Annotated in this window: 15 protein-coding genes; 7 read left to right on the forward strand and 8 right to left on the reverse strand. The window is 64.4% G+C overall.

All coding sequences use genetic code 11. The features are described from left to right. The first annotated feature begins 58 nt into the window (after positions 1-58). The 7 genes from SM764_RS09260 to SM764_RS09290 all read left to right on the forward strand — a co-directional run bounded on the left by SM764_RS09260 (position 59) and on the right by SM764_RS09290 (position 7,870). A complete protein-coding gene (locus tag SM764_RS09260) occupies positions 59-1,585 on the forward strand; it encodes an ABC transporter substrate-binding protein (protein ID WP_274833136.1) in 1,527 nt (508 codons plus the stop codon). Between the two features lie 88 nt (positions 1,586-1,673). Then, positions 1,674-2,618 (forward strand): ABC transporter permease, encoded by a 945-nt coding sequence (locus tag SM764_RS09265; RefSeq protein ID WP_065271933.1) that lies wholly within the window; start codon positions 1,674-1,676, stop codon positions 2,616-2,618. Between the two features lies 1 nt (position 2,619). Then, positions 2,620-3,501 (forward strand): ABC transporter permease, encoded by an 882-nt coding sequence (locus SM764_RS09270; protein ID WP_065271934.1) that lies wholly within the window; start codon positions 2,620-2,622, stop codon positions 3,499-3,501. Positions 3,502-3,518: 17 nt separating this feature from the next. Continuing rightward, the gene (locus SM764_RS09275) at positions 3,519-5,309 is read left to right on the forward strand and encodes a gamma-glutamyltransferase family protein (protein WP_369001604.1); all 1,791 of its coding nucleotides are present in this window, start codon (positions 3,519-3,521) and stop codon (positions 5,307-5,309) included. After that, positions 5,306-6,052: a DUF1028 domain-containing protein gene (locus tag SM764_RS09280; protein WP_368947646.1), complete on the forward strand. Its 747-nt coding sequence runs from the start codon at positions 5,306-5,308 to the stop codon at positions 6,050-6,052. The genes SM764_RS09275 and SM764_RS09280 overlap by 4 nt, the downstream gene beginning before the upstream one ends. A gap of 96 nt (positions 6,053-6,148) precedes the next feature. Further along, positions 6,149-6,889 (forward strand): FadR/GntR family transcriptional regulator, encoded by a 741-nt coding sequence (locus tag SM764_RS09285; protein WP_065273639.1) that lies wholly within the window; start codon positions 6,149-6,151, stop codon positions 6,887-6,889. A 42-nt stretch (positions 6,890-6,931) separates the two neighbouring features. Then, positions 6,932-7,870, forward strand: coding sequence for an acetamidase/formamidase family protein (locus SM764_RS09290; RefSeq protein ID WP_274835203.1), 939 nt, complete (start codon positions 6,932-6,934; stop codon positions 7,868-7,870). Positions 7,871-7,909: 39 nt separating this feature from the next. Here the strand turns inward: SM764_RS09290 and SM764_RS09295 are convergent, their stop codons facing one another. Genes SM764_RS09295 through atpD form a run of 8 tightly spaced genes read right to left on the reverse strand, consistent with a single transcriptional unit; the run spans position 7,910 to position 14,290 of the window. Further along, positions 7,910-8,791, reverse strand: coding sequence for a F0F1 ATP synthase subunit gamma (locus SM764_RS09295; RefSeq protein ID WP_369001605.1), 882 nt, complete (start codon positions 8,789-8,791; stop codon positions 7,910-7,912). Further along, positions 8,778-10,418: a F0F1 ATP synthase subunit alpha gene (locus SM764_RS09300; protein ID WP_369001606.1), complete on the reverse strand. Its 1,641-nt coding sequence runs from the start codon at positions 10,416-10,418 to the stop codon at positions 8,778-8,780. The genes SM764_RS09295 and SM764_RS09300 overlap by 14 nt, the downstream gene beginning before the upstream one ends. Continuing rightward, a complete protein-coding gene (locus tag SM764_RS09305) occupies positions 10,384-11,166 on the reverse strand; it encodes a F0F1 ATP synthase subunit B family protein (protein WP_369001607.1) in 783 nt (260 codons plus the stop codon). Before SM764_RS09305 ends, SM764_RS09300 begins: the two co-directional genes overlap by 35 nt. Positions 11,167-11,170: 4 nt before the next feature. Then, positions 11,171-11,461 carry a F0F1 ATP synthase subunit C gene (locus SM764_RS09310; protein WP_065271941.1) on the reverse strand — a complete coding sequence of 97 codons (291 nt, stop codon included), beginning with the start codon at positions 11,459-11,461 and terminating at the stop codon, positions 11,171-11,173. Positions 11,462-11,463: 2 nt separating this feature from the next. Beyond that, positions 11,464-12,228 carry a F0F1 ATP synthase subunit A gene (locus tag SM764_RS09315; protein ID WP_369001608.1) on the reverse strand — a complete coding sequence of 255 codons (765 nt, stop codon included), beginning with the start codon at positions 12,226-12,228 and terminating at the stop codon, positions 11,464-11,466. Next, positions 12,221-12,514 (reverse strand): AtpZ/AtpI family protein, encoded by a 294-nt coding sequence (locus SM764_RS09320; protein WP_347510547.1) that lies wholly within the window; start codon positions 12,512-12,514, stop codon positions 12,221-12,223. The genes SM764_RS09315 and SM764_RS09320 overlap by 8 nt, the downstream gene beginning before the upstream one ends. Continuing rightward, positions 12,511-12,900 (reverse strand): F0F1 ATP synthase subunit epsilon, encoded by a 390-nt coding sequence (locus SM764_RS09325; RefSeq protein ID WP_369001609.1) that lies wholly within the window; start codon positions 12,898-12,900, stop codon positions 12,511-12,513. Before SM764_RS09325 ends, SM764_RS09320 begins: the two co-directional genes overlap by 4 nt. Further along, the gene (gene atpD / locus SM764_RS09330; RefSeq protein WP_369001610.1) at positions 12,890-14,290 is read right to left on the reverse strand and encodes a F0F1 ATP synthase subunit beta; all 1,401 of its coding nucleotides are present in this window, start codon (positions 14,288-14,290) and stop codon (positions 12,890-12,892) included. The genes SM764_RS09325 and atpD overlap by 11 nt, the downstream gene beginning before the upstream one ends. Between the last annotated feature and the right edge of the window lie 145 nt (positions 14,291-14,435).

Consider the following 14,435-nt stretch of genomic DNA (forward strand, 5'->3'; position numbering starts at 1 on the left):
GAACACCCCCAGAACCAACCGTAACCAAAAGCAAGACCCGACAGAGAGGACCAAGACGATGAAACACTTGAAACCCACCCTGATGGCTGCCCTTCTCGGCGCCACCGCATTGGGGATGATGACCACCGGCGCCAGCGCCAAGGATCTGCGAATCGGCCTGCAATCGGACGCCGACGTGCTCGACCCGGATCAGTCGCGCACCTTCGTGGGCCGCATCGTCTATGCCTCGCTCTGCGACAAGCTGGTCGACATCACCCCGGATCTGGAAATCATCCCGCAGCTGGCCACCGCATGGCAGGTGTCCGAGGATGGCATGACCGTCACCATGCAGCTGCGCGAAGGCGTGGTATTCCACGATGGCACCCCCTTCAACGCCGAGGCCGTGGCCGCGAATATCGAACGCTCCAAAACCCTCGATGAATCGCGCCGCAAGTCCGAGCTGTCCTCCATCACCTCGACCGAAGTGACCGGCGAGTATGAGATCAAGCTGAACCTCAAAGGCCCCGACGCGACGCTTCTGGCGCAGCTGGCCGACCGTGCCGGCATGATGATGTCGCCCACCGCCGCCGCGGCAGCGGGCGTGGATTTCGGCCTCAACCCGGTCTGCTCCGGTCCGTTCAGCTTTGAAGAGCGTGTCGCCCAGGACAAGATCGTCCTGAAGCGGTTCCCGGACTACTGGAACGCCGACAAGATCGCCTTTGACAGCGTGACCTTCCTGCCGATCCCGGACACCACCGTGCGTCTGGCCAACCTGCAGTCGGGTGATATCGACATGCTGGAGCGTCTGGCCGCCACCGACCTGGCACAGGCCAATGCAGATGCGAATATCGCTGTCGCCGACGCGGTTTCGCTGGGCTATCAGGGCATCACCTTCAACCTGAACAACGGTGAAAAGGGCGACAACCCCTGGGGCAACGACGCGCGTCTGCGTCAGGCGTTCAGCTATGCCATCGACCGCAACGCGATCAACCAGGTGGTCTTTGAAGGCGCCTTTGCCGCTGGCAACCAGCCCTATCCGCCGACCTCGCCCTGGTATGACGCCGATTACCCGGTTCCGGGCCGCGATGTGGCCAAGGCCAAGGAACTGCTGGCCGAAGCCGGGTATCCTGATGGTCTGGAGCTGGAAGTTCAGGTCCCCAACACCACCGTTCCGCTGCAGCTGATGCAGGTGGTTCAGGCCATGGCCGCCGAAGCAGGCATCGACGTGAAGATCGTCTCGAAAGAGTTCGCCACCCTGCTGGCCGATCAATCCGCCGGGGACTACACCGCCAGCCAGATCGGCTGGTCCGGCCGGGTCGATCCCGATGGCAACATCCACCAGTTCATGACCACGAACGGTGGCCTCAACGACAGCAAATACTCCAACCCTGCGGTGGATGAGGCGCTGAACGCGGCGCGCGTTGCTTCCAGCACCGAGGCCCGCAAGGCGTCCTATGATGCCGCACGCGACGTGCTGGTCGAGGAATCGCCGATTGTCTACCTCTACCACCAGACCTGGATCTGGGCGCATAACACCAATCTGGAAGGCTTCACCGCTTATCCGGACGGGATGATCCGCCTCGAAGGCGTCACCTGGAACGAGTGATACCCACCCTGCGCCGCCCCGCCCCGCGCGCGGGCGGCGCAGATCTTCTGGCCCTGCGGGGTCGCAGCCAATCCGTCAGGTCTGCCCGATGTTCCTGTTCCTCATGCGCCGCATCCTGATCGCGGTGCCCACGATCATACTGATCTCGATCTTTGTCTTCGCCCTGCAAAAGCTGCTGCCGGGGGATCCGCTTCTGGTGCTGGCCGGAGAAGAGCGCGACCCCGAGGTGCTGGAGCTGCTGCGCGAGAAATACCGCCTGAACGATCCCATCATCGTGCAGTATTTCACATGGATCACCAATGCCCTGCAGGGAGACCTCGGGATTTCGCTGCGCACCAACCAGCCGGTCACCGAGCTGATGATGCAGAAACTGCCGGTGACGCTGCAACTGGCGGCGATGTCGATGATCTTTGCCCTGACTATCGGCGTACCTGCGGGCATCCTGTCGGCCTACCGCAAGGGTACGCTGACCGATTACCTGGCCAATGTGGTTGCCCTTTCGGGTCTGTCGATCCCCAACTTCTGGCTTGGCATCATGCTGATCCTGCTGGTGTCGGTGAAATGGCAGCTGCTGCCCGCATCCGGCTATGTGCCCCTCTCCGAGGATTTCGCCCAGTCGATCCGCACCATGTTGATGCCTGCCTTCGTGCTGGGCACCGCCCTTGCCGCCACGATGATGCGGCACACCCGCTCGGCCATGCTGGGCGTGCTCAGCGCCGATTACGTCCGCACCGCCCGCGCCAAGGGGCTGACCGAACGCCGCGTGGTCCTGAAACACGCCTTCCGCAACGCGCTGACCCCGATTGTCACCCTGACCGCGCTGCTGTTCGGCGAACTGGTGGCTGGCGCCGTCCTGACCGAGCAGATCTTCACCATTCCCGGCTTTGGCAAGATGGTCGTCGATGCGGTGTTCAACCGCGACTATGCGGTGGTGCAGGGTATCGTTCTGGTGACCGCGGTTGGCTTTATCTTTATGAACCTTCTGGCCGATGCGCTGTATTTTATCCTCAATCCACGGCTGAGAGGGCAATAAGATGACCGAAGCAACAGCCCCCTTCACCCCCGAGCAGGATGCAATCAGCGACGGCAAGAACCGCGTCTGGAAGAAATTCCGCTCTCACCGCAGCGCCTTGTTCGGCGGCATTCTGGTGGCCTTCTTCGTGGCGATCGCCCTCCTGGCCCCCGTGCTGCCGATCCCTGATCCCGCCGCCACCGACTGGGGCGCCGTGCGCAAGGCGCCCTCGGCCGCCCATTGGATGGGCACGGATGAGATTGGCCGCGATGTGCTGTCCCGCCTGATCTGGGGGGCGCAGGCCTCGCTTCTGGCCGGTGTGGTCTCGGTCGGGATTGCGCTCGCCCTTGGCGTGCCACTCGGCATTCTGGCCGGCTATTTCGGCGGCTGGACCGATGCGGTGATCTCGCGCTGCACCGAAGCCCTGCTGGCGGCTCCCTTCCTGATCCTGGCGATTGCGCTGGCGGCCTTTCTTGGTCCGTCGTTGACCAATGCGATGATCGCCATCGGGATCTCGGCCACGCCGATCTTCATCCGCCTGACCCGCGGGCAGGTGCTGACCGTGCGCTCCGAAGACTACGTGGACAGCGCCCTGGCCATCGGCCTGCCGACGCCCAAGATCCTGCGCCGCTATATCCTGCCCAACGTGCTGCCGCCGATCCTGGTGCAGGCAACGCTGACCATTGCCACGGCGATCATCGCCGAGGCCTCGCTGTCCTTCCTCGGCCTTGGCCAGCAGGCGCCCGCGCCAAGCTGGGGGTCGATGCTGAACACGGCGAAGAATTTCCTCAATCAAGCCCCCTGGATGGCCATGTGGCCGGGCATCTCGATTTTTCTCGTGGTGCTGGGCTTCAACCTTCTTGGCGATGGTCTGCGCGATGCGCTGGACCCCCGCGAGCACTAGACCAAACGGAGACATAGATGTCCGATTTTACAACACGGCCCGAAATCCGGGGCACCTTCGGGGTCGCAACCTCGACCCATTGGATTGCCTCGACCGTCGGCATGAGCATTCTGGAAAAGGGCGGCAACGCATTTGACGCCGCCGTCGCAACCGCGCTGGTCCTGCAGGTGGTCGAACCACATCTGAACGGTCCGGCCGGCGATATGCCCGCGATCTTCCACAAGGCGGAAACCGGCGAAACCAAGGTGGTCTGTGCACAGGGCGTGGCGCCCAAGGCGGCGACCATCGAAGCCTACACCGAACAGGGGCTGACCCTGATCCCCGGCTCGGGTCTGCTCGCAACCGTTGTTCCCGGCGCCTTTGACGGCTGGATGATGATGCTGCGCGACCACGGCACCATGTCGCTGCGCGAGGTGCTGGAACCGGTGATCGGCTATGCTCGCAATGGCCATCCGGTGCTGCCGCGTGTGGCCAATACCATTGCCGGTCTGCAGGAATTCTTTGAAACCGAATGGCCGACCTCGGCTGCTGTCTGGGCCCCGGGTGGCGAAGCGCCGAAACCCAACGCCCTGTTCAAGAATCCAGATCTGGCGCGCACCTATGAACGTCTGGCCGAAGCAGGCGAAGCCGCAGGTGAGGACCGAGCCGCCCAGATCGACGCCGCCCGCGCCGAATGGCGCGAAGGGTTCGTGGCCGAGGCGATCTTTGACTATCTGAAAGACGCCCATGTGATGGATGTCTCGGACGAGAAACACAGCGCGGTGCTGGCGCCCGAGGACCTGAAGGACTGGCGTGCCACCTATGAGGACACCCTGTCTTACGAATACGAAGGCTGGACCGTGCACAAGACCCACGCCTGGAGCCAGGGACCAGTGCTGCTGCAGGGCCTTGCCATCCTCAAAGGCTTTGACCTTGGCGCGATGGATCCCTTCGGCGCCGAGTTCGTGCACACCGTGACCGAAGCGATGAAGCTCGCCTATGCCGACCGCGAGGCCTATTACGGCGACCCTGCCCAGTCCGAGATCCCGATGGAGTACCTCCTCAGCGAGGAATACAACGCCGAGCGCCGCAAGCTGATCACCGACAAGGCCTCGACCGAGCAGCGCCCGGGGCGGGTGCCGGGCTTCGAACATCTCGCCGACGCCTATATCGAGCGCGCGGCGCGGGACTTCAACGTCGGCCAGGTGGCGGCGCAGGAGCCGACCATGTCGCACCTCACCGAAAAGCGCGGCGATACCGTGCATCTCGACGTGATCGACCGCTGGGGCAACATGGTCGCCGCAACCCCTTCAGGCGGCTGGCTGCAAAGCTCCCCGGTCATTCCGGGCCTCGGCTTCCCGCTCAACTCCCGCGCCCAGATGTTCTGGCTGGAGGACGGTCTGCCGACCTCGCTGGCGCCGGGCCGCCGCCCCCGCACCACCCTGACCCCCAGCTATGCGGAAAAAGACGGTGTGCAGATGGTCTTTGGCACCCCCGGCGGTGACCAGCAGGACCAGTGGCAGCTCATCTGGTTCCTGCGTTTCGTGCATTTCGGCATGGAACTGCAGCAATGCATGGATGCGCCGCTGTTCCATTCCATGCACTTCCAGGGATCCTTCTTCCCACGCGAAGTGCGCACCGCCGAAATGATGGTCGAGCCGAACTTTGGCGAGGCGGTGATCGCCGATCTGCGCGCCCGGGGTCACAACGTCGTGGTGGCGGATCCCTGGACCGTCGGTCGGCTGACCGCTGCCCTGCGCGAACCGGACGGCATACTGCGCGCGGCGGCGACCCCGCGCCTGATGCAGGCCTATGCGGTCGGCCGATGACCTGGTCGCTGATTGCCAAGAACCCCGAGGATGGCGCGATCGCTGTGATCGTCGCCTCCCGGTTCTTCGCCTGCGGCGCGGTGGTGCCCTTTGTCGGGCCGACTGTCGCCGTGGCGTCGCAGGCCTTCTGCAATCCGGTTTGGGGCACCGAGGGGCGCAGGCGCATGGCCGCCGGTGAAAGCGCCCAGGCGGTGCTCGCCGATTTCGCCCTTCGCGATCAGGGGCAGGCGATCCGCCAGGCCCATATGATGGATGCCGAAGGTCGCTTTGTGGCCCATACCGGCGCCGATTGCGTCGACTGGGCCGGGCACCTCTTGGCCGAGGATCATTCGGTGGCGGGCAATATGCTGACCGGCTCCGAGGTGATCGAGGCAACCTCGGCGGCCTACAAGGACAACGCGGATCTGCCCTTTGCCGAGCGTCTGATCGTGGCCATGCAAGCCGGGGAGGCCGCAGGTGGCGACAAACGGGGCCGTCAGGCCGCCGGACTGGTGATCCATCGCGGACAGGAGCATGCCTGGCTCGACATCCGGGCCGATGACCACGCGGACCCCCTGGGTGAGCTGGCCCGCCTCTGGGAGGTCGCGCAGGAACGCTATGTGCATTTCTCCAAGGGCATGCCCACGGCCGAGCGGTTCTCTGGCCTGCCCACCCGCGAAGGCATCGACGCCGATATCGCCGCGGCAGAGGCCCGCCGCATCGCAGAAGGACGCCCCAGCAAATCGCAGGCCGTCGATTATTGATCAAACAGCGCCCGGTATGCCCCGGGCGCTGTTGTTTTTACCCTTTGCGCCATTTTTTGCTTCAATATGCAGACCCTGTCTGAGAAAAAGTCTGTCATGTCATCACACTCCCGCAGCTCGTCTATCGAGCCGATCAAACAAAAGGTTCTGGCCCTGATCAAATCGGGGAGCCTCGCCGCGGACGGAAAACTGCCCACCGAACGGGTTCTGTCGGAACAGTTCGACGTCAGCCGCAGGGCGGTGCGTCTGGCCCTCGACAGTCTGGAAGAACAGGGGCTGGTCTGGCGCAAACAGGGCAAGGGCACCTTTGCCGGACAGCCCGCCGATCCGACCGGAGACCTCGCGGCCAAGATCGCCGGGGAGACCAACGCGCTACAAGTGATGGAAGCGCGCCTGTGTATCGAGCCGGAGCTTGCCGCGCTGTGTGCCAAACGGATGCAGCCGGATGAGCTGATGCGCCTGCGCCGTCTGGCCCAGCGGCAGTTTGAATCCAACGGTCCGGAGGCGATCGAACTTTGGGATGGCGCCTTTCACCGGCTGATCGCCCAATGCGCCCGCAACCGGCCCTTGCTGACCTCCTTTGCCCTGCTTGACCGGATCCGCGAGAACCCGGAATGGATCCGCATCCGCGCCCGCGCCCGAAGCGGCCCGTCGCTGGAGGTGTCGCATTGCGAGCACGTGACCATCATCGAAGCGATTGCCACAGGCGACAGCGATGTGGCCCGCACCGCCATGCGCGAACATCTGACCACCCGCTTTGACGCGCTGCGGAGCGAAATGGACCCCGGCGACGACAGCTGGGAGACCGAACTGTTCGACATAGACACCGGCAAGTAACAGCGGCGTACAGATCACAACGGAACCGGCAGGAGACGCATCATGACATCCACCCTTCCCGCATCGGTGCAGAGCTGCCACTGGGGCTTTTTCGACGCGGCCCATCCGCCTGCCCTGTCCATCGACAGCGGCGAAGAGGTCATCATCGACACCGTCTCGGGTGGCCCCGACATGTTGCCCGGAGATGGTTTTCACGTGCCGCCGGAATTGCTGGAAATTCACGCCGCCGGTCTGCCGGGCATGCCGGGCCATATCCTGACCGGCCCGGTCGAGGTGCGTGGCGCCCAGCCGGGCGATGTACTGCAAGTCGATATCCTCGATATCTCGCTACGGCAGGACTGGGGCTACAACATGATCCGGCCGCTGGCCGGGACCCTGCCGCTGGAATTTCCCAAACGCCAGCGCACCATCCTGCCGCTGGACGCCGAGCGGCAACTCGCCCACCTGCCCTGGGGCACCGATCTGCCGCTGGCGCCGTTCTTTGGGGTCATGGGGGTGGCGCCGCCGCCGGAATGGGGGCGGATCTCCACCATCGAGCCGCGTCGCCATGGCGGCAATATCGACAACAAGGAACTGATCGCGGGCACCACCCTGTACCTGCCGGTTCTGGCACCGGGCGCGCTGTTTTCCTGTGGCGATGGTCATGCCGCGCAGGGCGATGGCGAGGTCTGCGTCACCGCCATCGAAACAGCGTTGCGCGGGCATTTCCGCCTGACCCTGCGCAGGGACCTGTCGCTGGACTACCCACAAGCAGAAACGCCATCGCATCACATCACCATGGGCATGCATCCCGATCTGGATGTCTGCGCCGAAATGGCCCTGCGGGACATGATTGCCGTGACCGAGGCGCGATTGGGGATCAGCCGGGAAGACGCCTATATGCTCTGCAGTCTCGCTGCGGATCTGCGCATCACCCAGACGGTGAACCGCGAAAAAGGCGTGCATATGATGATGCCGAAAAGCCAGCTGCAACGCCCGTAACGGCGCCTGTATCCAGTCCGCCGCGCCGACAGAGGACTGTCAGGCTGGATCACCCTGATCCACCGCCTCGAAGCCTGAAATGATATCCAGCAGCTCGCGGGTGATTTCCTCCTGCCGTTTCTGGCGATAGGCATCCATCAGCTCTTCGCGGTGGTCGCTGATATTGCCCTCCGCCCGGCGCATGGCAGCCAGACGCGCGGCGTGTTCGCTGGCCAGGGATTCGGCAAGCGCGCGATAGATCTGCACAAAGATCCGCTGCCCGATCAGCCAGGAGAACAGCTTGGTCGGCGCCATGCGGTAGGTCGGCAGGCTGCGCGATGGCCAGGGTTTGCGGGCCAGCCCATCGAGATCCCCGCGCGGCACCGGCAGCAGCGGCCACTCGGTCGGCACCGCCAATGAAGCCCCGGCGCGGCGGTTGAACAAAAGCGAAACTGTCCCGACGCCCGCTTCGGTCCAACGGTCGATTTCCACCGCAACCGCATGCACCGTGGCCGTCAGACCGGCGGCCGATCCGGGCAGCGCAAACAGCGCATCGGGCATATGCCCTTCTGCCTCCATATGCGCTGCCACCCGCTGGCCCAGCACGCAGAGGCGGCAATCGTTCTCCTCCAAGAGCCGCGCGACCGCGCGACCGCCAATCCGGTCGTTGAACCGCCCGCACAGCCCCCGGTCAGAGCCGATGACGATCAGCGCCGATCCTGGCGCCACCTCTGCGGGTGACCCCACTTGCGGCTGCAGAGACTGATCACGCAGCACAGCCTGCAACCCCAGATCCACCGTGCGTTCATACTGCAGCATGGCCGCAGCGGCGCGCTCGTACTGGCGGATACTGACCGAAGAGAGGCTTTTCATGGTGCGTACGATGGAATGGATCTCGGCGGTGGTGTGCATCCGCGCCGAAAGCGCCTCAAGCGTCTGCATCACCCACTCCTTCGCGCCGCGGCGCATGCGGATCGTCGGGATAGAACCCGGTCAGCGCCGCCTGCATCGCCGTGATCAGGGCCGCCCGCTGCGCCGGGTCCAGCGGCGCGCCGCCCTCGATGGCATCGCAGATCTCGGGACAGGTCCGGCGGGCGGCCCGAGCCGCATGCAGTCCCGCATCGCTGACCCTGTCAGCAGGAATGGCATCGAACAACCCTTCGGTCGCGGCCAGCAGCGCCGCGATCTGGTCCGCCACCTCAAGCAGTTGATGTTCACGCTGCTTGAGGATTTCCCGTACCCGCAGCCCCCGGTCCAGCCGCTGCCGTGTCTCGGCATCGATCTGGGTGCCAAAGCGGGCAAAGGTCTCCAGCTCTTCGAATTGCGCGTAATAGAGCCTTAAATCTCCCGCCACGGCGCGAAAGGCAGGCAATTGCGCCTTGCCGCCAACGCGGCTGACCGAGGTGCCGATGTCGATGGCCGGTAGCCTGCCCTTTTCGAACAGCGAGGGCGACAGGTAGATCTGCCCGTCCGTGATGGAAATCAGGTTGGTGGGAATAAAGGCGGAAATATTCTGCGCCTGAGTTTCGATCACCGGCAGAGCAGTCAGCGAACCGCCACCGTGTTCTTCGCGCAGCGGAGTGGCGCGTTCCAGCAGCCGCGAATGAATATAGAAAATGTCACCGGGATAGGCCTCGCGGCCGGGCGGGCGACGCAATAGCAGCGACAGCTCACGATAGGCGCGGGCATGGCGGGTCAGATCGTCATAGACGATCAGCACATCGCGCCCTTCGTCCATGAAATGCTCCGCCATGGCAGTGGCTGCATAGGGCGCGATGAACTGCAACCCCGGCGCGTCTTCTCCACCGGCCACCACGACTATGGTGCGCTCCAGTGCGCCGCCCTTGCGCAGGCTATCGATCACCCGCGCCACCGCCGAAGCCCGCTGCCCGATGGCGCAATAGATCGAGATCACCCCGGTGTCGCGCTGGTTCAGGATGGTATCGACGGCGATGGCCGTCTTGCCGGATTGCCGATCACCGACGATCAACTCGCGCTGACCACGCCCGATGGGCACGGCGGCATCGATCGCCTTGATCCCGGTCTGCAGAGGTACGCTGACCGGGGCGCGGTGCATGATGGGCGGGGCCGCACGTTCGATGGGGGCGCGGTCGCGGCACTGCAGCGGTCCAGCACCATCAATGGGCTGCCCCATCGCATCGACAACCCGCCCCAGCAGCGCGGCACCAACCGGTGTGTCAACGACGCGGCGTGTGCGGTGCACCTTGTCACCGGGGCGGATGCCAACGCTGTCACCCAGTACAATTACCCCGATGCGGTCGGTAGCCAGGCTGGATGCGATACCAGTCTGCCCACCGGCAAAAACCACCAGCTCATCCGCCCTGAGGTCGGGAAACCCGGCGATCCGCGCAATGCCATTGCCAACAGACAGAACCCGGGCAACATCGGTGATTTCGGCCACCGGGGCGGTTTCGGCAAGGATCCGGTCCATCCGGTCGACCAGCCCTGCGGCAATCCGGCCCGCCATGCCCTGCCCGTCTGTGCGCTTGTCATTGCGCCCGCCGTTCTGCCCGTCATGCGGCATCGGCAGCCTCGCTTGCCACGGCATCCAGGCTTTCTTCGATCAGCAGGCCCAGCCGGTCCAGATAACGCCCCGCCGACCAGTCCAGCACCTGATGGCCCAGCGTCAGACGGATGCCAAAGGTGACATCCCCGGCGGTGGCATAATCCACCTTGATACCCTCTGCGATTTCGTCGTGGATGGCGCGGGTCAGGTGACGCCGCGCCGCGCTTGGCAGCTCCATGCTGCATTCCACCAGCGCCGCCCCCGGCATGCCTTCCGCTGCCCGTTCCAGCCGCCTGCGCTCCTCAAGGTCGAGCGAGGTCAATTGCCGGGCGAACTCTGCCGCCATCTGCTCCGCCAGATCGGCTCCGGCGAAATCCGCCAGAACACGGCGCAGCGCCTGCCCCACGTGGGCGGCTGTGCGCTTTTGCATCTCCAGCACGATTTCAGTGCGGTCCTCCTGCAAATGGTCCAGCCAGGCCGCACGTTTCTGCTCCATGTCTTCGCGCAGATCGGCCTCCAGCTCTTGGCGCAACGCCTCGGCTGCGGCGCGGGCATTTGCCATCTCGGCCTCCCTATGGCTGTCCAGCGCCTGCCGCTCGGCCCGCAGCGCTTCGGCTTCGGTGACAGCCTCTTCACGCACGCGGCGCGCATCGCCAAGCCGCTCGGCGATCCGTTGTTCCCGCTCGGCCATTGCCTTGGTCACAGGCCCGTAAAGAAAGCGTTTCAGCAACCAGATCAGAACGAGGAAGTTCACCAGTTGCGCCGCGACGGTCAGCCAGTCGATCTGCACCGGATCATCCTCCGCCCGGGAGCGCCGCAGTCAGAGCGGCGATGTCCACGAATGGGTTGGCAAACAGCAGAATCATCGCCACCACGAAACAGTAGATCGCGGTGGATTCGATCATCGCAAGACTGACGAACAGGGTGCGGGTGATCGTCGGGGCGGCGTCCGGCTGCTGTGCAAGGGACTGCAGCGCCTGCGCCGCGGCCCGGCCTTCGGCCAGCGCGGGGGCGATGGCACCGATGGTGATGGTCAGCCCCGCCGTGACAATCGAGGCGATGGCGATCCAGACGGAAGCGTCCATGATCAGGGTTCCTTTCGTGTTTGGCTGTGACCGGTTTGGTTGGCAGGGGAGGCGTCGGCATCAGACGACGGCGATCGGCTGCTGCGGGCGCCCGAGGCGATGTAGACCATCGCCAGAACGGCAAAGATGTAAGCCTGGATCAGGCCGGTCAGCAGGCCCAGAACCTGCATGACCACCGGGAAGAAGAACGGCGCCACGCTGATCAGGATGCCGACGATGATCGTGCCGCTCATGACATTGCCGTATAGGCGCACGGCCAGAGCAACGGTCCGCGATGCCTCTGACACCAGATTGAAGGGCAGCATGATGGGGCTGGGCCGCACATAGGTCTTCAGGTAACCGCCGATCCCCTGCCGAGCGATGGAAAAGGCGGGCACTGCCACCAGCACCGCGATGGCCAGCGCCGCAGTGGTGGAGAGGGAGCCGGTAGGCGGCACATAGCCGGGCACCACCGACAGCAGGTTGGCGGCGGCGATGAACAGGAACAGGGTTCCGATAAAGGGCAGATAGCGCGCGCCGTCACCGCCGCTAATCTCGGAAATCTGGTCGCGGATGGCGGTAACGATGACCTCCAGCATGACCTGCCAGCGGGAGACCTTTTCGCCCGTCGACAGGCGCGAGGTGACCAGCCAGGACCCGGCGGCCAGCAGCGCCATCACCAACCAAGTGAACGCCACGGTGGCGGTCAGCTGCAACCCGTTCCATTCGGCCAATACCCATTGATCGGGACTGATCTGCATCACGGTGTCTCCGCCTGTGTCATTCATCACCCCCTTCGCGCTGCACCCAGTACCAGGCGTTGAGACAACCCAGCGCCGCACCAGCCAAAAGCAGGATCAGCGTCCAGGACCGGTGCGACTGGACGCGTCCATCGATCCAGACGCCCAGCGCGACGCCCAGAACCACCGGCACCGCAACTGACCAGCCGACAAGACCGAACATCCCCAGCCCATAAAGCGCGCTGCGCTGCGGGTGTTTTTGTGCCGCCTGTTTCCGACGGGCCTTGCGGACGATCTCTTCCGCCTCCTCTGCGTCGGGCCGTTCGCCGTTCATAGCGCCTGCTCCAACTCCAGGAACCGGCGCACGATCTGTGCCTCCAGCCGAGCCAATGCTGCGCGGGCCGCCCGTTCGCTTTGCTCGGCGGCGCGGAAATCGGCCCGCGCCCGCTGTTGCACCGTCTGCAGATCATCGCCCAGCACCGCGCCGGAGGTGGAGACCAGCACCTCATCCCCGACCTTCACCAGTGTTCCAGAATGGATCCCGGCATAGCGCACCTGCCCGCCCGTCTCCTCGTAAGTCAGGATGCCCGGGGCCAGCTGAGAGACATAATCGATATGGTGCGGCAACATCCCGAATGCGCCATCCGGCCCTTCGGCCACGATACGCACGACCTCCAGATCAAGGCACAGCCGGTCGGGCAGCAGGATCTTAAGCCGCATGTCCCGCCCCCTCTTTCTGCGCCAGATCCGCCACCGTTCCGATCATGTAAAAGGCGCTTTCGGGATGGTCGCGGAACTCATCATTCAGGATGCGCTCACAGGAAGACAGCGTCTCACTCAGCGGCACGAAACGCCCCGGTATGCCGGTCATCTTTTCGGTGGAGTAAAACGGCTGTGTCAGAAACCGTTCGATCTGCCGGGCGCGGCGCACGGTGGCGCGGTCCGTTTCCGAAAGCTCCTCCAGCCCCAGCATGGCGATGATATCCTTGAGATCCTCGTACTCGGCCAGCGTGTTGCGCACCGCGCTGGCGATCATGTAGTGGCGGGTGCTGACAACCCCCGGCGTCAGCATCCGGGAAAAGGATTTCAGCGGGTCGATGGCGGGATACAGCCCTTCGGAGGCCTTCTTGCGCGACAGGGTGATCGAGGCTGACAGGTGCGAAAACGTATGCGTCGCCGCCGGGTCGGTGAAATCATCGGCCGGCACGTAGACCGCCTGAATCGAGGTCATGCTGCCCCGGCTGGTGGAGCAGATCCGCTCTTCCAGATCAGCCAGCTCGGTGCCCAGCGTCGGCTGATAACCCACCCGCGACGGGATCCGCCCCAGAAGGCCCGAAACCTCGGAGCCGGCCTGCACGAAACGGTAAATATTGTCGATCAGCACCAGAACATCGCGGTTCAGATCGTCGCGGAAATACTCGGCAATGGTCAGGGCCGCATGGCCGACGCGGAACCGCACGCCGGGGGTTTCGTTCATCTGGCCAAAGACCATGACGGTGCGGTCCAGCACCCCGGCCTCCTCCATGTCGCGATGCAATTCCTCGGCTTCGCGGCAGCGTTCCCCGATGCCACAGAACAGGCTGATGCCCTCGTATTCGGCGACCATATTGTGGATCATCTCGGTGATCAGAACGGTCTTGCCAACGCCTGCACCGCCGAACAGCCCCGCCTTGCCGCCGCGTTCCAGCGGGCTGAGCAGGTCAATCGCCTTGATCCCCGTCTCAAACAACTCACCCTCGGCCCGGCGCCGGGACAGCGGCACCGGCGTGCCATGGATCGATCGGCGCGGCATGTCACCGGGCAGCGGGCGTCCGTCAATGGGATCGCCGAACAGGTTGACCATGCGTCCAAGCAGGGCAGGCCCCACCGGCACCGAGAGCGGCAGACCGGTGTTGCGCACCGGCATGCCAAGGCGCAGCTCCGTGTTGGGGTTCAGGATCAGCCCGCGCGCGGTCTCCCGCCCCGGCAGGCTGGCGACCTCGATGGTGATCGCGGGATCGGACAGGGTGACCAGACGAGTGCCGATTGCAGGCAGCTCTGCTGCGAACCGGACATCGGCGATGCTGCCCTCAATGGCAGTGATATGGCCAATGGATGCGCTGTCGGACACGTCGGATCCTTTTGTTGCACCTGTGCTGCAAGCCTATCAGAAACAGGCGTTTGGTGCTGATATTATGACCCATCGGCGCATTCACCTTGATTGGAGTCAATTCAATGACACGGGAATCAGACTATTCTGCCTATGATTTCCGCAC

It is taken from the genome of Pseudophaeobacter sp. 1A16562, assembly GCF_041008785.1.
Taxonomy (GTDB): domain Bacteria; phylum Pseudomonadota; class Alphaproteobacteria; order Rhodobacterales; family Rhodobacteraceae; genus Phycobacter; species Phycobacter gallaeciensis_A.